The organism is Staphylococcus sp. HMSC65H10 (assembly GCF_001839185.1).
GTDB lineage: Bacteria > Bacillota > Bacilli > Staphylococcales > Staphylococcaceae > Staphylococcus > Staphylococcus simulans.
The window spans coordinates 1-19380 of the sequence record NZ_KV840394.1 but is presented as its reverse complement, the minus strand read 5'-3'; the positions used below and the strand labels follow the sequence as shown (position 1 = coordinate 19380).

Below are 19380 nucleotides of genomic sequence, written 5' to 3'. Positions count from 1 at the left end.
TGGACTGTATTTATGTCCCAGCCCCTTTTTTTATTGCGTCATATTACATGCTTTACGTGTCAGGGTTTATCCTGATTTGTGTTAATATAGGGAATAAAGCGATACATAGACATCGGTGTAGATGACCGATGCCAAATCAAAAGAAAAGAAGAGATGGAGGCAGAAAAGCATGAAGTGTATTGTCGGATTAGGCAATATCGGTAAACGATTTGAACAAACCAGACATAATATCGGGTTTGAAGTAATAGATTATTTATTGGAATCTAATCAATTAAAGTTAGATAAACAAAAATTCCGTGGCGCATATACGATTGAACGTGTCGCAGGTGACAAAGTATTATTCATTGAACCGATGACTTTGATGAACTTATCAGGAGAAGCTGTCGGTCCGTTAATGGATTACTATAATGTAGATGTTGAAGACTTATTAGTGCTCTATGATGATTTGGATTTAGCACAAGGACAAGTCCGTTTACGTCAAAAGGGCAGTGCCGGCGGTCATAATGGTATGAAATCGATTATTCAACATCTTGGTACAGATCAATTCAAACGTATCCGTATCGGTATCGGAAGACCGACCAACGGTATGTCTGTACCAGATTATGTCTTACAGAAATTCTCAAAACAAGAAATGGAAACAATGCAAAAAGTAATAGAACATTCTGCACATGCGGTGGAAGATTTTATCGCGAGTTCGCGTTTCGACCATGTGATGAATGAATATAATGGTGAGGCTAAGTGAAATCAATAATTACAGATTATTTAAATAAAGATAAACGATATGAAGAGTTAAACGATGTATTTGGACATGAAAATGTCTTAGTCACTGGCTTATCCGGTGCGGCGAAAGCGACAGTAATGGCAGAAAAATATCTGTCTTCAAATCGCCCGATGGTCGTGGTGACAAATAACTTATACCAAGCAGATAAATTAGAAGCAGACTTACAACAGTATATCGAAGCAGAAGACATATACAAATATCCGCTTCAAGACATCATGACTGAAGAATTCTCCACACAAAGTCCGCAGTTGATGAGCGAACGTGTGCGCACCCTTACTGCCTTAGCACAAGGCCAGCGAGGGTTCTTTATCATACCTTTGAACGGCCTAAAAAAACTACAGACGCCTGTAGAGATGTGGCAAAACCACCAAATCACTTTGAAAGTCGGAGATGACATTGATGTCGATGCATTCTTCAACAAACTCGTTAATATGGGTTATCGCAGAGAAAGTGTCGTGTCACATATCGGTGAATTCTCAGTTCGTGGGGGCATCATTGACATTTATCCATTGATTGGTGAACCTGTACGTATTGAACTCTTCGATACTGAAGTGGATTCAATACGTCAATTTGATGTGGAAAGCCAACGTTCAGAAGCAAACCAAGACGATGTTCATATCACTTCAGCAAGTGACTATATCATCACAGGGGACGTCTTGAAACGTATTAAAACAGAACTTAAAACGGCTTATGAAACAACACGTCCTAAAATTGAAAAAGCCGTACGACAAGATGTCAAAGATACGTATGAAAGCTTCTTACAATTTGATACGAACTTTATTGACCACCAAGTGATTCGTAGATTGGTCGCTTTTATGTACGAACAACCTGCGACACTTGTCGATTACATCAGTAATAATGCGATCATCGTTGTTGATGAATATAACCGTGTCAAAGATACAGAAGAAACATTGATGTCTGAAGTCAATGACTTTATGCAGCAGTTGATTGAAAGCGGTAAAGGGTTTATCGGTCAATATTTCTTAGACGATGATGCCTTTGAAAACTTGATTAAAACACGTAACATTACTTATTTCACACTGTTTACCGCAAGTATGCCAGTGAAATTAGATCACATTATCAAATTCTCAAGTAAACCTGTGCAACAATTTTATGGTCAATATGACATTATGCGTTCTGAATTCCAACGTTATATCAATAACGGTTATACGGTTGTGGTACTAGTCGAAACAGAAACGAAAAAAGAACGTGTCAAAGCCATGATGAATGAAATGCATATTCCGATTGTAGAAGCGGGTGCGAGTGCGAATATTCAAGGTGGACACGCTGTTATTGTCGAAGGCAGTCTATCTGAAGGTTTTGAGTTGCCTTATATGTCGCTTGCGGTCGTGACAGAACGCGAGTTGTTTAAATCTAAACAGAAAAAAGCGAAGAAACGTACACCGACGATGACTAACGCAGAACGCATCAAATCTTATCAAGACTTGAAAGTCGGCGATTATGTTGTTCATGTGCACCATGGTGTAGGGCGTTATTTAGGCGTTGAAACGCTTGAAGTCGGTGATGTACACCGAGACTATATTAAAATTCAATACAAGGGAACAGACCAACTCTTTGTGCCGGTTGATCAAATGGATCAAGTTCAAAAATATGTGGCATCAGAAGATAAAACGCCTAAATTAAATAAACTTGGCGGTACAGAGTGGAAGAAAACCAAAGCCAAAGTTCAACAGAGTGTTGAAGATATTGCGGATGAACTTATTGAACTGTATCGTGAGCGTGAGATGGCAGAGGGACATCAATTCGGACCGGATACAGAACAACAACACGAATTCGAAATGGATTTCCCTTATGATTTAACAGCGGACCAAGCCAAATCTATTGATGAAATCAAAGAAGACATGGAGAAAGAACGTCCAATGGACCGCTTGTTATGTGGTGATGTCGGTTACGGTAAAACCGAAGTGGCATTACGTGCAGCTTTCAAAGCAGTCATGGAAGGGAAACAAGTCGCTTTCTTAGTACCAACGACTATTTTAGCGCAACAGCACTATGAAACGTTGTTGGAACGTATGCAAGATTTCCCGGTAAATATTCAATTGATGAGCCGCTTCCGTACACCTAAAGAAATCAAAGAAACGAAACAAGGTTTAAAAGACGGTACCATCGACATCGTGGTGGGTACACATAAATTACTCGCAAAAGATGTGAAGTATAAAGATTTAGGTCTATTAGTTGTCGATGAAGAACAACGCTTTGGTGTTCGTCATAAAGAACGAATTAAAACACTGAAAACGAATGTGGATGTTTTAACTTTAACAGCTACACCGATCCCAAGAACACTCCATATGAGTATGTTAGGGGTACGTGACCTGTCTGTGATTGAAACGCCACCAGAAAACCGCTTCCCAGTCCAAACTTACGTGTTAGAACAAAACACGAACTTTATCAAAGAAGCTTTGGAGCGTGAACTTGCGCGTGGCGGTCAAGCGTTCTATCTATACAACCGTGTACAATCCATCTACGAAAAGAGAGAACAGCTTCAAATGTTGATGCCAGATGCGACCATTGGAGTGGCACATGGCCGTATGACAGAACGTGAACTAGAAGATACGATGATTGGTTTCGTCAATGGCGAATACGATATTTTAGTGACGACGACAATTATTGAAACAGGTGTCGATGTGCCGAATGCGAACACGTTGATTATTGAAGAAGCAGATCGTTTCGGTCTGAGCCAACTCTATCAATTGCGTGGACGTGTGGGTCGTTCTTCTCGTGTTGGTTATGCTTACTTCTTACATCCGACAAACAAAGTATTGTCAGAAACTGCAGAAGAACGCCTGCAAGCGATCAAAGAATTTACTGAACTCGGCAGTGGTTTCAAAATTGCGATGCGTGACTTGAATATCCGTGGTGCCGGTAATTTATTAGGGAAACAACAACACGGCTTTATCGATTCTGTCGGCTTCGACTTGTATTCACAAATGCTTGAAGAAGCGGTTAATGAAAAACGTGGTATTAAACAAGAAAGTGAAACACCAGAAATTGAAATTGAATTGAATATTGATGCGTACTTGCCGACATCTTATATACCGAATGAACAATCGAAAATTGAAATCTATAAGAAATTACGTCAGATTGAAACTGAAAATGAGTTAATGGATATCAAAGATGAACTTATCGACCGCTTCAACGATTATCCGGTTGAAGTAGAACGTCTATTAGACATCGTTGAAATCCGTATTCATGCCCTACATGTCGGCGTAACGCGAATTAAAGATACAGGCAAAGCGATTGAAATTTATCTATCTGAAAAAGGAACAGAAGATATCAATGGTGAAGCACTCTTTAAACAGACGTTGCCGCTTGGCAGAGATATGAAAGTTGGTGTGTCTGAAGGTGCGATGACTGTGACACTTATGAAAAATAAAAAAGCAGGTGCGTGGTTTGACCGCTTGAAATTCTTGATGAAAGCTTTAGAAGAAAGTATGGTCATTCCAGATGAAGCGTAAATCAGCCTTCAGCGGTGTCGTCATTCTGACTTTGGCGTTAGTGATGGTCAAAATACTGAGTGCGATATATCGTGTTCCATACCAAAACGTACTCGGTGATGCGGGGCTATATGCGTACCAACAAGTATATCCATTTTTGTCGCTTGCGACGATTTTATCGATGAATGCGATACCGAGTGCTGTGACGCAAAACTTCGGTGCACATTGGACGCATCGTAAAATCAGTCATGTCATGATTGGTATACAAGGTGTATGTTTCATCTTATTTGCGTTGATCTTCATTTTGGCACCTGTCATTGCTCATCTGATGGGTGATATGCATCTGACACCGATGATCCGTATGGCGAGTTGCAGTTTCTTGGTCGTCGGTTGTTTAGGTGTCTTGCGTGGCAGTTTCCAATCACGTCAACAAATGGATGCGCCGGCTTTTTCACAAGTCATTGAACAAATTGTGCGTGTCGGTATTATCTTGGTGTTGATTGTAGTGTTTGTTCAGTTGGATTGGTCGATTTATCGAGTAGGAACTTGGGCCATCTTAGCTTCAGCTTTAGGCTTCTTAGCGGCTACTATCTTCTTAAGTGTGAAACGACCGTTTCAATTTGAGTTTGCGTTGCGTGAAGATGAGATGACTAAAGTCGTATGGCAACGTTTGACTGCAGCGATTATTATCTTTTCAGCGAGTCACCTTATTGTGACGACGTGGCAATTGATGGACAGTTTCTCAGTGATTCGCACCCTGCAGTATTATGGCTTATCGTTTAAAGAAGCGATTGTGCAAAAAGGGATTTATGACCGTGGCGCATCTTTTATTCAAATCGGTTTAATTGTGACGACAACATTTTGTTTTGTGTTGATTCCTTTACTAACCAATGCGTTTGCGGAACAACGCTTTGAACGTATGAACCGATATGCGGATGCGACGTTGAAGATTACGATGACTATCAGTGTTGCGGCGGACGCAGGATTAATGAATTTATTGCCTTTAATGAACCGTGTGTTCTTTAAAAATGATGTCTTAACCGCTACGCTCGTTATTTATATGTTGACGGTCATTTGTGTTTCGTTGATTATGGTGAATATTGCTTTGCTAGAAGTACGCAGACAATCTCGTTTGATTCTGATTGCTTTCGGCTTAGGTGCAGTTATAAAATTAATAATGAATTTTGTATTGATTCCGAACATCGGTATTATCGGGGCAAGTGTCAGTACGGTACTGTCATTATGTTTGTTTGCGTTTATCTTGCAGTGGCGAACGTTACAATTCTATCGCTTGCGTCACATGCGTAATTTTGTCTCGAAGCTGCTTGTGACAGTTGTTGCGATGACTGCGGCAGTACAACTGATTATGTGGATGATGCCGACAGAAGGGCGTTTAACAGGCATGGTAGAATTACTGCTTGCGGCGCTCGTTGGTGTTGCGGTAGTTATTATCGCGATTGCGACATTGAATTTATTAACTTATCGTGAATTGCAGCATATGCCGTTCGGAGATAAATTATACCGTTTGAAGAAAGGACGAAAATGATGAGTCATACCATTACAATTGTAGGTTTAGGCAACTATGGTTTAGATGAATTGCCTTTAGGGATTTACCGCTATTTGACCCAGCAAACTCATATTTATGCACGTACACTAGATCATCCTGTGGTTGAGGCGCTAAAAACAGAAGTACCGCAATTAGAGTGGTCAAGTTTTGACCCAGTATATGAAGCGCATGATGCGTTTGAAGCAGTGTACCAAGCGATTGTTGATCAATTAATTGAAGCGGCACAACAAGAAAATGTCGTTTATGTGGTACCAGGTCATCCGCGTGTGGCAGAAACGACAACAGCGTTGCTGACAGCCTATGCGCAGTCACATCCAGAGGTTGAAGTGAAAGTGCTTGGCGGTAAAAGTTTCATTGATGATGTGTTTGAAGCGGTACAAGTGGACCCAAATGAAGGCTTCACTTTACTAGATGGAACAGCTTTAAAAGCAGAACAGCTGAATATCCGTACTCATACGTTGATTACGCAAGTGTATAGCGCAATGACAGCAGGAGATTTAAAGCTGACATTGATGGAACGTTATCCTGATGATTATAGCGTTTATATTGTAGATGGTGCCCGTAACACAGGAGCGACATTAATTGAGACGCCTCTATACGAATTAGATCGTCACGATATCTTCAGTAATTTAACAAGCGTCTTTATTCCGCGTATTGAAGATGAAACTTTAATGCATGGTGATTTTGATTATGCGGTTAAAGTGATTGATACGTTAGTAGATGATGACAAAGGTTGCCCTTGGGATAAAGTACAAACACACGAAACATTGAAACGTTATCTCTTAGAAGAGACATTTGAATTATTTGAAGCCATCGATCATGAAGATGACTGGCATATGATTGAAGAATTGGGCGATATCTTGTTGCAAGTGCTGTTGCATGCGGCTATCGGCAAAAAAGAAGGTTATATTGATATTACTGAAGTGATTGAAAGTTTAAATGATAAAATGATTCGACGTCATCCGCATGTGTTTGCGGACGCAAAAGCAGAAAATATCGAAGACTTAAAAGATATTTGGTCAGAAGCAAAAGCGAAAGAAGGCAAAACGCCGCGTGTGAAATTTGAGAAAGTATTTGCAGACCATTTTATGACGTTGTATGATGAAGTCAAAAATAAAGACTATAGTGAAGCGGAATTAAAAGCTTTGTTGGAAAAGAAAGAAGGGGAATAACGTGAGATTAGACAAATATCTAAAAGTATCTCGTTTAATCAAACGCCGTACACTTGCGAAAGAAGTCAGTGACCAAGGCCGTGTTCAAGTGAATAACAACACAGCAAAAGCAGGTACGGATGTCAAAATCGGTGACGAAATCGTCATTCGTTTCGGACAACGTGTGATTACAATTCGTGTCACTGGATTAAGCGAACATGCGTCGAAAGAAAATGCGAAAGGCATGTATGAATTAGTGAAAGAAGAACGTATTAATGAGAATGACTAAGGAGTGACATACCATGGCTAGAAAAGTAGAGCATATGGAAAACAGGTATATCGAGAACGAAAACCGAAGAAAAAGACAGCGCGAAATGAAAAAGCGTGTGGTTAAACGTCGTATTATGCTCTTTGCGGGGATTTTACTCGCAATCATTATCGTCCTTTCTGTCATGGTTATCTCTCAAACAAGAAGCAATGCTGAAGATGCGCAGGAACGTAAAGTAAAAGAAGAAAAGTTCCAAAAACAGCAAGACGAAGAAATTGCTTTGAAAGAACAATTGAATAATTTGAATAACAAAGAGTATATAGAGAAAGTCGCACGTGACGATTATTATTTAAGTAATGATGGGGAAGTCATTTTTAAATTACCTGAAGAGAAGAAAAAAGAAGGAAAATAACGTCTAATGTGTTTTTAATGTAAGAAAAGTATAATATCTAACTGTTTTAACTGATATGCCATTGTTAAATTAGCACAACAAGCATATAATAGAGTTAAGTAAAATTGAAAGAAATCGGAGGATTTATTTAGGATATGTCAATCGAAGTAGGAAGCAAGCTTAAAGGGAAAGTCACTGGTATCAAAAAATTTGGTGCGTTTGTAGAATTGCCTGGAGGGAAAAGTGGCTTAGTTCACATCAGTGAAGTTGCAGACAATTATGTTGAAAATGTGGAAGATCACTTGTCTGTTGGAGATGAAGTAGAAGTTAAGGTACTATCTGTTGCTGACGACGGTAAAATCAGTCTTTCAATTAAAAAAGCGAAAGATCGTCCGAAAAGACAACATCATAGAGGCGGCCATGGTGGTCATGGCAAACCATCACATAACAAACCAGAAGACTTTGAAAAGAAATTAAGCAACTTCTTAAAAGATAGCGAAGAAAAAATGACGTCTATCAAACGCCAAGCTGAATCAAGACGCGGCGGAAGAGGTTCAAGACGATAATTCAACATAAAGCAGATGACTGTTTCGAAGGGAACAGTCTCTTTTATTTTTGTCTGAAATTTTATGCATACGTATATTTCAAATGAGGACGAGGTGAGGATATGAATATTTATACAGAAGGCTGGTCTGAAAATGACCATCTTGCATTAGCGGTTTCCACAGGTGTCGACAGCATGGTATTATTACATATGTTGACCACACACTATCATCATACATATCGCCAACTGACCGTGCTACATGTCAACCACGGAATCAGATCGGCTTCTATAGAAGAAGCGGCTTTCTTAGAACGTTATTGCCAGCAACATCATATCCCGCTTCGCACCCACGAATTGGATTTATCCGCATTGACTAATAAAGGTAAGAGCATTCAACAAGATGCACGTCAAAAGCGCTACGCTTGGTTTGAGTCTGAAATGAAAGCATTAGGTGCTAGTGTTTTGTTGACAGCACATCACTTAGATGACCAGTTAGAGACGATTTTCTATCGTCTTATGACAGGACGGTCTACAAGAAGCAGACTTGGGATGCAGGAAGTAGAGGAGAGAAGCGGTTATCGCTTAGTCAGACCTTTACTGCATACTGATAAACAAGCTATTAAAGCGTATCAAGCTGAGTATCAGGTGCCGTATTTCGAAGATGCGTCTAACCAAGATAATCATTATGTACGTAACGATATTCGTAATCGCATTTTTCCAGCCATAGATGCGAATGACCACTTAGATACTGCGCAGTTGTTAAAGTTGAAAGCTTGGCATGATGAGCAATTCGATTTACTGCATCAAGCAGCAGATGATTTTATTAACCAACATGTTACGCACGAGTCAGAAATGATTCAGGTAGACCGTACTGCATTCAATAGATTGTCGCATTCGTTAAAAACAATCGTGCTGGATCAATTGCTTGAGGCTTATGTATCAGGCGCTCCCATTTCTGAACAAGCGTATCAAGAATGGTTTGCGCAAATTGAAAATTCTCAATCTCAAGCGATAATTTATGCGACAGATAAATGGAATATTCAAATTGTGTATGATAAATTTATAATAATGGGTTGCACAAAAAACGAGACGACACCACAGCGGATTACACAACCAGGTTATTATGATTATGGTACATACCGCATTATAGTTCATGATGATATTGAGGGTTCGGACTTCCCAATGGTAATACGTTCGAGACAATCGGGAGATCGCTTCGTACTACCAAACAAAGAAGGCCATCAGAAAGTCAACCGCTTAATGATCAATCGCAAAGTTCCTAAATTTGAACGTGAGCGATTGCCCATATTGCTTAATAAACAAGGGGAGATTATTGCAGTAGGTACTTTGTACACTGCGGCAGATTATGAAGGGAAATTAGAGATAATAAATTTAGGAGTGTAGCCGAAATGAAGGAAGATTTAAAAGAAATATTGATGACGGAAGATGAAATCCAGCAACTCTGCCGTGAACTGGGAGCAAAAATCACAGAAGATTATGCCGATAAAGACCTTGTTTGTGTAGGCATTTTAAAAGGTTCAGCAATGTTCATGTCAGATTTAATCAAACGCATCGATACACATTTAGCAATTGATTTTATGGATGTATCAAGCTATCACGGCGGTACAGAATCTACAGGAGAAGTTAAAATCTTAAAAGATTTAGGCAGCTCTATTGAGAATAAAGATGTATTAATCGTAGAAGATATTCTAGAAACGGGTACAACTTTGAAATCAATTACTGAACTATTGAAATCTCGTCGTGTGAATTCTTTAGAAATCGTCACATTGCTAGATAAACCAAACCGTCGTAAAGCAGATATCGAAGCAAAATATGTAGGCAGAAAAATCCCAGATGAATTCGTAGTCGGATACGGCTTGGATTATGCGGAATTTTACCGTAACTTGCCATACATCGGAACATTGAAACCAGAGATTTATCAAAAATAATCGACAAATGAATACTATAGTAGGCTTACTTTTTCTACAAAGTTGAAATACTAGCCATTAAAAGTTATATTGTGTTACAATTTTTGTTAGTTTTATTATTGGAGTAGGAGGAAAAAACGCATGCAGAAAGCTTTTCGCAATGTGCTTGTAATCGCAATCATTGGCGTTTTTATATTCGGTTTATTTTCCTGGCTGAATGGTAACGGCAATATGCCGAAACAACTATCATATACACAGTTCTTCGAAAAACTTGAAAAAGGCGATTTGAAATCAATCGAAGTTCAGCCTGAGCAGAACGTTTATATGATCACTGGAAAGACCAAGAACGGTGAAGATTATTCTTCAACGATGCTATATAATAACGAAAAAGACTTACAAAAAGTCACAGGTGAAGCACAAAAACAAAAAGATTTAAAATTTACAGTTAAAGAAGAAGAAAAACAAAGCGTATTTGTTAGTATTCTTTCAACATTGATTCCAGTATTGGTTATTGCTTTATTATTCATATTCTTCCTTAGTCAAGCGCAAGGCGGCGGAGGCGGCGGTCGTATGATGAACTTTGGTAAATCCAAAGCTAAAATGTACGACAACCAAAAACGTCGTGTACGTTTCTCTGACGTAGCCGGTGCAGACGAGGAAAAACAAGAATTAATCGAAATTGTCGACTTCTTAAAAGACAATAAGAAATTCAAAGATATGGGCTCAAGAATCCCTAAAGGGGTACTCTTAGTCGGTCCTCCAGGTACAGGTAAAACATTGCTTGCCCGTGCCGTAGCTGGTGAAGCAGGCGTGCCATTCTTCACAATCAGTGGTTCTGACTTCGTTGAAATGTTCGTCGGTGTCGGTGCCAGCCGTGTTCGTGATTTATTCGATAACGCGAAGAAAAACGCACCTTGTATCATCTTCATTGATGAGATTGACGCAGTAGGTCGTCAACGTGGTGCCGGTGTCGGCGGCGGTCACGATGAACGTGAACAAACATTGAACCAATTATTAGTTGAAATGGATGGCTTCGGCGAAAACGAAGGTATTATCATGATTGCGGCAACAAACCGTCCTGATATCCTTGACCCAGCGTTATTACGTCCAGGTCGTTTCGACAGACAAATCCAAGTCGGTCGTCCAGATGTTAAAGGCCGTGAAGCGATTCTATATGTACATGCCAGAAACAAACCATTAGATGAAACAGTAGACTTAAAAGCAGTTGCGCAAAGAACACCAGGCTTCTCTGGTGCCGATTTAGAAAACTTGCTGAACGAGGCTTCGTTAGTTGCAGTTCGTGACGGTAAGAAGAAAATCGACATGCGAGATATTGAAGAAGCAACAGACCGTGTTATCGCAGGTCCAGCTAAGAAATCTCGTGTTATTTCTGAGAAAGAACGTAATATCGTCGCGCACCATGAAGCAGGACATACAATTATCGGTATGGTGCTTGATGAAGCTGAAGTGGTACACAAGGTTACAATCGTACCGCGTGGACAAGCTGGCGGTTATGCGATGATGTTACCAAAACAAGATCGCTTCTTAATGACAGAGCCAGAATTGCTTGATAAGATTTGCGGCTTGCTCGGTGGTCGTGTATCTGAAGATATCAACTTCAATGAAGTGTCTACAGGTGCATCAAACGACTTCGAACGTGCAACACAAATTGCGCGCTCAATGGTAACTGAATACGGTATGAGTAAGAAACTCGGACCAATGCAGTTTACGAAGAGCGGCGGTCAAGTGTTCTTAGGTAAAGATATGCAAGGCGAACCAGAATACTCTGGTCAAATCGCTTATGAAATCGATAAAGAAGTACAACGTATCATCAAAGAACAATATGAACGTTGTAAACAAATCCTGCTTGAACATGAAGATCAACTTAAACTTATCGCTAAGACATTGTTGACAGAAGAAACATTAGTACGTGAACAAATCCATTCATTATTCTACGAAGGTAAATTACCTGAAGTGAACTATGATGAAGCGAAAGTTGTTAAACAAGGTGATGAAGAGTTCCAAGAAGGTAAATTCGGTAAATCTTATGATGAAATCCTTGAAGAAGTCCGTGAAGAGGACAAGGAATATCAAGAAGAAGAGGCTGAAGTAGACGAGCAAGAAAAACGTCAAAAAGAATCAGAAGCACATCAAGAAACGAAACATTCTGATGAAGCAGCTGAAGATGACACACCACATGAAGCTAAAGACAAAGATGACTCTGACCCTCGAAATGATAAATAAGACGATTCTATTGTCTGAAACTAAATAATGTAGATTAAAATCTCTTTCTGCTATCATTAGGAATACGCAGAAAGAGATTTTTTAACGAAAATAATTGAACGATGAAATCATAAATGTTGAAAATTAAGTGAAAGAAAGAGGCGTAAAAAGATATGACTCAAGACTATATAGTAAAAGCACTGGCATTTGATGGAGATATCCGTGCGTATGCAGCGGTAACGACTCATGCAGTGCAAGAAGGACAAACAAGACATTACACATGGCCGACAGCATCAGCAGCATTAGGTCGTACAATGACAGCAACTGTTATGATGGGTGCCATGTTGAAAGGTGACCAAAAATTAACTGTCACTGTAGATGGCCAAGGTCCAATCGGACGTATTGTAGCAGATGCGAATGCGAAAGGCGACGTACGCGCATACGTTACGAATCCACAAACACATTTCCCATTAAATGACCAAGGTAAATTAGATGTGAAACGTGCAGTGGGTACAAACGGTACATTAACAGTTGTTAAAGATGTAGGGATGAAAGATTACTTCTCTGGTTCAAGCCCGATTGTGTCAGGTGAACTAGGTGAAGATTTTACATACTACTATGCGACAAGTGAACAAGTCCCATCATCTGTTGGTTTAGGTGTGCTTGTAAATCCAGATAACTCTATCAAAGCAGCAGGTGGCTTTATTATTCAAGTCATGCCGAATGCGAAAGAAGAGACAATTGAAAAAGTTGAACAAGCCATCACACATATGACACCAGTATCTCAATTGATTGATCAAGGATTATCACCAGAAGAACTGTTGACTGAGATTTTAGGTAAAGAACATGTGAAATTCTTAGAAACGGTACCCGTGAAATTCGAATGTAACTGCAGTCATGAAAAATTCTTAAATGCGATTAGAGGCTTAGGTGAAGCTGAAATTCAAAGCATGATTGATGAAGACCATGGTGCAGAAGCGGAATGTCATTTCTGCCGTACGAAATATCACTATAGTGAAGCGGAACTTAAAGGTTTAATCGAAGAATTGCATGCTAAATAAACACATTGAAAAGCGAGACGATCAGACGTCTCGCTTTTTTACTGTAACGAATCACAGTGTAAGACGTTTCTTTTATGGGAAAAGAGGAAATAATAAAGAATAGAGACAATGAACTTGTGGAACAATGTATAAATCTGATAAAATAATAATATCCGATGAAATAGATAAGGTTTAATAGAAATAATGGCATGACTAAGCATCAGAATTGAATTGTTTCGGGGTATTATTAATGAGGTTCTGGTGACTTAATTAAATATCTTTTAAGAATAAAGGAGCGTTTTTTTATGGCAAATAAACCCGTAGATAACATTGTACAACTGATTGGAGATACACCTGTAGTTAAATTGAACAACATCGTACCAGAAGATGCTGCAGATGTTTATGTTAAATTAGAGTATCAAAACCCAGGTGGTTCAGTAAAAGACCGTATCGCTTTAGCGATGATCGAGCGTGCTGAGCAAGAAGGAAAAATCAAACCAGGTGATACAATTGTCGAACCTACAAGTGGTAACACAGGTATCGGTTTAGCATTTGTTGCAGCAGCAAAAGGTTACAAAGCTGTATTCACAATGCCTGAAACAATGAGTCAAGAGCGTCGTAACTTATTAAAAGCATACGGTGCAGAAGTTGTATTAACACCTGGATCTGAAGCAATGAAAGGTGCTATTAAAAAAGCAAAAGAATTAAAAGAAGAATATGGTTACTATGAACCACAACAATTCGAAAACCCAGCGAACCCGCTTATCCACGAATTGACAACAGGTCCTGAACTTGTAGAACAATTCGAAGGCCGTACAATCGATGCATTCTTAGCAGGTGTCGGTACTGGCGGTACATTAAGTGGTGTAGGTAAAGTCTTAAAAGAAAAATACCCTAGCATTCAAATTGTAGCAATCGAACCAGAAGGTTCTCCTGTCTTAAGCGGCGGCGAACCAGGTCCTCATAAATTACAAGGTTTAGGCGCAGGTTTCGTTCCTGACACATTAAACACAAACATTTATGATGAAGTTGTTAAAATCGGCAACGAAACTGCAATGGAAACTTCACGCAGAGTTGCTAAAGAAGAAGGTATCTTAGCAGGTATTTCTTCAGGTGCTGCAATTTATGCGGCAATCGAAAAAGCAAAAGAATTAGGTAAAGGTAAAACAGTTGTAACTGTACTTCCAAGTAATGGTGAACGTTACTTATCTACACCTTTATATTCTTTTGAAGGTAAATAAGTCAAACATTGATGAACTGCCGTTCGCATTTCTCTTTTTGAGAAATGGTACGGCGGTTTTTTTATTTCAAACACCTTTTGAACGCTTGGGGTCGGTCATATGTTAAAATTTTGATATAATGTATCACAGTTATGATGAAAGGAAGATAGACATGGCACATACAAAAATCATGGGCATATTGAATGTAACACCTGATTCATTTTCTGACGGCGGCAAATACAATTCTGTAGATGCGGCGGTTGCACGTGTGAAGGAAATGATGGATGAAGGTGTCGACATTGTAGATATCGGCGGTGTTTCCACAAGACCAGGGCACAGTGAAGTGTTATTAGAAGATGAATTAGAACGCGTCATTCCAGTTGTTAAAGCACTCTCCGAATTTAATGTGCAATTGTCTGTCGACACGTTTCGCAGTGAAGTTGCGAAAGCAGCATTAGAGGCTGGCGCAACGATGATTAATGATCAATGGGCAGGTTTATATGACCCTAAAATGTTTGAAGTTGTTGCACAATACGATGCTGAAATTGTCTTGATGCATAATGGAGATGGACAACGTGAAGATCCTGTCATGGATGAAATGTTAGTTTATTTATTAAAACAAGCACATCGTGCAGAAACAGCAGGGGTTGCGACGAATAAAATCTGGATTGATCCAGGTATCGGCTTTGCGAAAACGAGATTGGAAGAACGAGAAGTTATGGAGCGACTGGATGAATTAGTTGCGACAGAATATCCAGTATTGCTTGCGACGAGTCGTAAACGCTTCATCAAAGAAATGATGGGTTCAGACGAAGGACCAGAAGATCGTGATGAAATGACAGCAGCAACGACTGCTTATGGTGTGATGAAAGGTGTGCAAGCGGTACGTGTACATAATGTAAAACTCAATGCGCGTATTGCACATGGCATTGATTATTTAAAGGAGATTGAACGATGAAAGATCGTATATTTTTAAATGGTATGAGATTTTATGGTTATCATGGAGTCTTATCAGCAGAAAATGAAATTGGGCAAATCTTTGTCGTAGATGTTGAATTAACGACTGATTTAACTGAAGCAGGAAAGTCCGATCAAGTAGAAGATACGATCAACTATGCGGAAGTCTATGCGGATGTGAAAGAAATTATGGAAGGGGAACCTAAAAATTTACTCGAACATCTCGCAGCACTTATTGCAAATCGTATAAATTCACACTATAATCGGGTATTGGAAACTAAAGTACGTATAACAAAAGAAGTACCGCCGATTCCAGGTCACTATGATGGCGTAGGTGTGGAAATTACAAGGGTGAATCAAAATGACTGATGTATTTTTAGGACTCGGCAGCAATGTCGGAGACCGAGAAAACCAATTAAAAGAAGCAATACGTTTATTAGATGAACAATCTGGTATTAAAGTAGTGAAAGTTTCATCATTTTATGAAACTGAGCCTGTCGGTTATGTCGATCAACCGGATTTTTTAAATTTATGTGTGGAAATTCAAACAGAACTATCACCAAAAGCCGTCCTTGAAAGGGGCTTGGCGATTGAACAGCAACTGCATCGTGTACGTAAAGAACGTTGGGGTCCGCGTACTTTAGATATCGATATCCTGTTATATGGTGACCAAATCATTGAAGAACAAGATTTGACGATTCCGCATCCACGAATGACAGAACGTGCTTTTGTCTTGATTCCGCTGCAAGAGATTGCACCAAATAAGGTAGAGCCAAGAACACAAACCAAAATTAAAGATATAACTGTTCCTAACGAAACTGTGAAAAAAGTTCAATAAACGTAAGAGATAGATTGAGAGGTAATAATTATGTGGAAGATTGGAGATGTAGAAATCGACAATAGAGTCGTACTCGCTCCTATGGCTGGGGTGTGCAACTCTGCATTCAGATTGACTGTCAAAGAGTTCGGTGCGGGTTTAGTCTGCGCTGAGATGGTCAGTGACAAGGCGATTTTATTCAATAACCCGAAAACAATGAATATGTTGTATATAGATGAAAATGAACGTCCGTTATCGTTGCAGATTTTCGGCGGTGAGAAAGAAAGTTTAGTCGAAGCTGCAGTTTATGTTGATCAAAATACAACAGCTGATATTATTGATATTAATATGGGGTGCCCAGTGAATAAGATTATCCGTTGTGAAGCGGGTGCAAGATGGCTGCTTGACCCTAATAAGATTTATGAAATGGTATCTGCAGTTGTTGAGAAAGTCAATAAACCTGTTACATGCAAAATGCGTATTGGTTGGGATGACGATCATATTTACGCAGTGGAAAATGCGAAAGCGGCAGAACGTGCAGGAGCATCTGCGATTTCATTACATGGCCGTACACGTGTGCAAATGTATGAAGGTAAAGCAGATTGGGGTATTATCAGACAAGTGAAAGAAGCGGTTAATATTCCAGTTATCGGCAACGGAGATGTGACAAGCCCTGAACTCGCGCAAAAAATGCTGGATGAAACTGGCGTAGATGCGGTGATGATTGGGCGCGAAGCTTTAGGCAACCCATGGATGATTTACCGTACAGTCCATTATTTAGAAACAGGCGAGTTGATGGATGAACCGACAGTGAAAGAAAAAGTAGAAATTGCTTTATTACATCTGCGCCGACTAGTAGAATTAAAGGGTGAGAAGGTTGGCGTTATGGAAATGCGCAAACATGCTTCATGGTACCTAAAAGGTGTTAAAGGCAACGGAAAAGCCCGTAAAGCATTAAACCAAGCCAACACAGAACAAGAAATGATTGATATCCTGCAGAATTTCCAAAAAGAAATCACTGCAGATAAAGCAACACAAGAAGCTTAATAAGGAGAGATAACATGTCAGAAGAAATGAATGACCAAATGCAGGTCCGCCGTCAAAAATTACAAGAATTAATCGATTTAGGAATTGATCCATTCGGCCAACGCTTTGACCGTACAGCAAGCGCAGCTGAACTACACGAAAAATGGGATGCTTTCTCTAAAGAAGAATTACACGAAAAAGAAGATGAAAGCCATGTCTCAATCGCGGGTCGTTTAATGACAAAACGTGGTAAAGGTAAAGCTGGATTTGCGCACGTTCAAGATTTATCTGGTCAAATCCAAATTTATGTCCGTAAAGACCAAGTCGGTGAAGAACAATTTGATATTTGGAAAATGGCAGATTTAGGAGATATTATCGGTATTGAAGGTGTTATGTTCAAAACAAACACAGGTGAATTAAGCGTCAAAGCGAAATCATTCATCATGCTTACAAAATCATTACGTCCATTACCAGATAAATTCCATGGTCTTCAAGATATTGAACAACGTTATCGTCAACGTTATTTAGACTTGATTACAAACCAAGAAAGTACAGAAACATTTATCAACCGTAGTAAAATCATCCAAGAAATGCGTAATTACTTAAACAGCAAAGGTTTCTTAGAAGTAGAAACACCAATGATGCATCAAATCCCTGGTGGTGCAGCAGCACGTCCATTCGTGACACACCATAATGCATTAGATGCGACACTATATATGCGTATTGCGATTGAACTTCACTTAAAACGTTTAATCGTCGGCGGTTTAGAAAAAGTATATGAAATCGGCCGTGTATTCCGTAATGAAGGTGTATCGACACGCCATAACCCAGAGTTCACAATGATTGAACTTTATGAGGCATATGCTGATTTCCATGACATTATGGACATTACAGAAGGTACAATCCGTCATATTTCAAATGCGGTACTTGGTACAGCAGTCATCCCTTACGGTGATTATGAAATTGATTTAGAATCTGACTGGAAACGTGTACACATTGTAGACGCTGTTAAAGAAGCAACAGGTGTAAACTTCTATGATGTAAAATCTGATGATGAAGCACGTGCATTAGCTAAAGAACATAACATTGAAATTACAGATCATATGACATATGGTCATATCTTAAATGAATTCTTTGAACAAAAAGTAGAAGAAACATTAATTCAACCTACTTTCGTATATGGCCATCCGATTGAAATTTCACCATTAGCTAAGAAAAATCCGGAAGATCCTCGTTTCACAGATCGTTTCGAATTATTCATCGTGGGTCGTGAACATGCGAATGCATTCACTGAGTTGAATGATCCAATTGACCAAAGAGAACGTTTTGAAGCGCAATTGAAAGAAAAAGAACAAGGTAATGACGAAGCACACGAGATGGACGAAGACTATATCGAAGCATTAGAATACGGTATGCCTCCAACTGGTGGTTTAGGCATCGGTATCGATCGTCTTGTTATGTTATTAACAAACTCACCATCTATCAGAGACGTATTATTATTCCCATACATGCGTCAAAAATAAGCTGAGTACTTAACAAAATGAATAATCAAGCAGGCGTGTCACCTTTTAAGACACGCCTGCTTTTATATGTATAAAGGGCCTCAAAAAGCACATGATCTCTTATAAAAAGAGAGGGAGGTCGGCAATTGTAAATATCTTTTAAAAAACTTTCGCAAAGCACTTGCATAATTTTCAAAACCCTGTATAATTGTTAATTGTTCTACGAAATAAAGCAACGTTTTATGAGCAATCTTGCATGAATATAAATTCTTAAAAAAGATGATACATAAGTGTTGACACAAAAGACCGAATGTAGTAATATTAAAGGGTCGTCAAAAAGAACGCGTTACAATTTTGTAAAAAAGATTTTAACTGAGTGTAAAATTGACTATTGCAAATGTTAACGAAAGAAGTTAAAATAATTTAAGTGAGTTATTGAAACGCACATAATTAAATAATTTAAAATATTGTCTGGTGACAATGGCAAAGAGGTCACACCTGTTCCCATGC

At 39.2% G+C, this 19380-nt stretch carries 17 protein-coding genes; all 17 read left to right on the top strand.

Features of this window, described 5'->3' with window-relative positions; translation table 11 throughout:
- Nucleotides 1-169: 169 nt before the first annotated feature.
- Nucleotides 170-742: an aminoacyl-tRNA hydrolase gene (pth, locus tag HMPREF3270_RS10660; RefSeq protein ID WP_002481917.1), complete on the top strand. Its 573-nt coding sequence runs from the start codon at nucleotides 170-172 to the stop codon at nucleotides 740-742.
- 5 nt (nucleotides 743-747) lie between these two features.
- Nucleotides 748-4257, top strand: coding sequence for a transcription-repair coupling factor (gene mfd / locus HMPREF3270_RS10655; protein WP_371106806.1), 3510 nt, complete (start codon nucleotides 748-750; stop codon nucleotides 4255-4257).
- Nucleotides 4247-5782, top strand: a complete 1536-nt coding sequence (locus tag HMPREF3270_RS10650; protein WP_070848542.1) for a polysaccharide biosynthesis protein — start codon at nucleotides 4247-4249, stop codon at nucleotides 5780-5782. Before mfd ends, HMPREF3270_RS10650 begins: the two co-directional genes overlap by 11 nt.
- Nucleotides 5782-6975 carry a MazG nucleotide pyrophosphohydrolase domain-containing protein gene (locus HMPREF3270_RS10645; RefSeq protein WP_070848543.1) on the top strand — a complete coding sequence of 398 codons (1194 nt, stop codon included), beginning with the start codon at nucleotides 5782-5784 and terminating at the stop codon, nucleotides 6973-6975. The genes HMPREF3270_RS10650 and HMPREF3270_RS10645 overlap by 1 nt, the downstream gene beginning before the upstream one ends.
- Nucleotide 6976: 1 nt before the next feature.
- Complete coding sequence (locus HMPREF3270_RS10640; protein WP_002481921.1) at nucleotides 6977-7243, top strand: RNA-binding S4 domain-containing protein; 267 nt, start codon at nucleotides 6977-6979, stop codon at nucleotides 7241-7243.
- A gap of 13 nt (nucleotides 7244-7256) precedes the next feature.
- Nucleotides 7257-7634, top strand: a complete 378-nt coding sequence (locus HMPREF3270_RS10635) for an FtsB family cell division protein (protein ID WP_002481922.1) — start codon at nucleotides 7257-7259, stop codon at nucleotides 7632-7634.
- Nucleotides 7635-7768: 134 nt separating this feature from the next.
- Complete coding sequence (locus HMPREF3270_RS10630) at nucleotides 7769-8179, top strand: S1 domain-containing RNA-binding protein (protein ID WP_002481923.1); 411 nt, start codon at nucleotides 7769-7771, stop codon at nucleotides 8177-8179.
- A gap of 101 nt (nucleotides 8180-8280) precedes the next feature.
- Nucleotides 8281-9561: a tRNA lysidine(34) synthetase TilS gene (gene tilS / locus HMPREF3270_RS10625; protein ID WP_070848544.1), complete on the top strand. Its 1281-nt coding sequence runs from the start codon at nucleotides 8281-8283 to the stop codon at nucleotides 9559-9561.
- 5 nt (nucleotides 9562-9566) lie between these two features.
- Nucleotides 9567-10106 carry a hypoxanthine phosphoribosyltransferase gene (gene hpt / locus HMPREF3270_RS10620; RefSeq protein WP_002481925.1) on the top strand — a complete coding sequence of 180 codons (540 nt, stop codon included), beginning with the start codon at nucleotides 9567-9569 and terminating at the stop codon, nucleotides 10104-10106.
- A 120-nt stretch (nucleotides 10107-10226) separates the two neighbouring features.
- Nucleotides 10227-12329: an ATP-dependent zinc metalloprotease FtsH gene (ftsH, locus tag HMPREF3270_RS10615; RefSeq protein WP_023016271.1), complete on the top strand. Its 2103-nt coding sequence runs from the start codon at nucleotides 10227-10229 to the stop codon at nucleotides 12327-12329.
- 152 nt (nucleotides 12330-12481) lie between these two features.
- Nucleotides 12482-13369: an Hsp33 family molecular chaperone HslO gene (gene hslO, locus HMPREF3270_RS10610; protein ID WP_070848545.1), complete on the top strand. Its 888-nt coding sequence runs from the start codon at nucleotides 12482-12484 to the stop codon at nucleotides 13367-13369.
- A gap of 284 nt (nucleotides 13370-13653) precedes the next feature.
- Nucleotides 13654-14589 (top strand): cysteine synthase A, encoded by a 936-nt coding sequence (gene cysK, locus HMPREF3270_RS10605; protein WP_002481928.1) that lies wholly within the window; start codon nucleotides 13654-13656, stop codon nucleotides 14587-14589.
- A 151-nt stretch (nucleotides 14590-14740) separates the two neighbouring features.
- Nucleotides 14741-15526 (top strand): dihydropteroate synthase, encoded by a 786-nt coding sequence (folP, locus tag HMPREF3270_RS10600; protein ID WP_002481929.1) that lies wholly within the window; start codon nucleotides 14741-14743, stop codon nucleotides 15524-15526.
- On the top strand, nucleotides 15523-15894 hold the full coding sequence (folB, locus tag HMPREF3270_RS10595) for a dihydroneopterin aldolase (RefSeq protein WP_023016268.1): 372 nt from the start codon (nucleotides 15523-15525) through the stop codon (nucleotides 15892-15894). Before folP ends, folB begins: the two co-directional genes overlap by 4 nt.
- Nucleotides 15887-16363 (top strand): 2-amino-4-hydroxy-6-hydroxymethyldihydropteridine diphosphokinase, encoded by a 477-nt coding sequence (gene folK, locus HMPREF3270_RS10590; RefSeq protein ID WP_023016267.1) that lies wholly within the window; start codon nucleotides 15887-15889, stop codon nucleotides 16361-16363. Before folB ends, folK begins: the two co-directional genes overlap by 8 nt.
- Nucleotides 16364-16393: 30 nt before the next feature.
- Nucleotides 16394-17389 (top strand): tRNA dihydrouridine synthase DusB, encoded by a 996-nt coding sequence (dusB, locus tag HMPREF3270_RS10585; protein ID WP_070848546.1) that lies wholly within the window; start codon nucleotides 16394-16396, stop codon nucleotides 17387-17389.
- Between the two features lie 14 nt (nucleotides 17390-17403).
- The gene (lysS, locus tag HMPREF3270_RS10580) at nucleotides 17404-18891 is read left to right on the top strand and encodes a lysine--tRNA ligase (protein ID WP_002481933.1); all 1488 of its coding nucleotides are present in this window, start codon (nucleotides 17404-17406) and stop codon (nucleotides 18889-18891) included.
- The last annotated feature ends 489 nt before the right edge of the window (nucleotides 18892-19380 follow it).

Excerpts from the sequence above, each read along its gene's own strand:
- pth (WP_002481917.1), top strand. The coding sequence starts at position 170 with ATGAAGTGTATTGTCGGATTAGGCAATATCGGTAAACGATTTGAACAA.
- HMPREF3270_RS10650 (WP_070848542.1), top strand. The coding sequence starts at position 4,247 with ATGAAGCGTAAATCAGCCTTCAGCGGTGTCGTCATTCTGACTTTGGCG.
- HMPREF3270_RS10645 (WP_070848543.1), top strand. The coding sequence starts at position 5,782 with ATGAGTCATACCATTACAATTGTAGGTTTAGGCAACTATGGTTTAGAT.
- HMPREF3270_RS10635 (WP_002481922.1), top strand. The coding sequence starts at position 7,257 with ATGGCTAGAAAAGTAGAGCATATGGAAAACAGGTATATCGAGAACGAA.
- HMPREF3270_RS10630 (WP_002481923.1), top strand. The coding sequence starts at position 7,769 with ATGTCAATCGAAGTAGGAAGCAAGCTTAAAGGGAAAGTCACTGGTATC.
- tilS (WP_070848544.1), top strand. The coding sequence starts at position 8,281 with ATGAATATTTATACAGAAGGCTGGTCTGAAAATGACCATCTTGCATTA.
- hpt (WP_002481925.1), top strand. The coding sequence starts at position 9,567 with ATGAAGGAAGATTTAAAAGAAATATTGATGACGGAAGATGAAATCCAG.
- ftsH (WP_023016271.1), top strand. The coding sequence starts at position 10,227 with ATGCAGAAAGCTTTTCGCAATGTGCTTGTAATCGCAATCATTGGCGTT.
- hslO (WP_070848545.1), top strand. The coding sequence starts at position 12,482 with ATGACTCAAGACTATATAGTAAAAGCACTGGCATTTGATGGAGATATC.
- cysK (WP_002481928.1), top strand. The coding sequence starts at position 13,654 with ATGGCAAATAAACCCGTAGATAACATTGTACAACTGATTGGAGATACA.
- folP (WP_002481929.1), top strand. The coding sequence starts at position 14,741 with ATGGCACATACAAAAATCATGGGCATATTGAATGTAACACCTGATTCA.
- folB (WP_023016268.1), top strand. The coding sequence starts at position 15,523 with ATGAAAGATCGTATATTTTTAAATGGTATGAGATTTTATGGTTATCAT.
- folK (WP_023016267.1), top strand. The coding sequence starts at position 15,887 with ATGACTGATGTATTTTTAGGACTCGGCAGCAATGTCGGAGACCGAGAA.
- dusB (WP_070848546.1), top strand. The coding sequence starts at position 16,394 with ATGTGGAAGATTGGAGATGTAGAAATCGACAATAGAGTCGTACTCGCT.
- lysS (WP_002481933.1), top strand. The coding sequence starts at position 17,404 with ATGTCAGAAGAAATGAATGACCAAATGCAGGTCCGCCGTCAAAAATTA.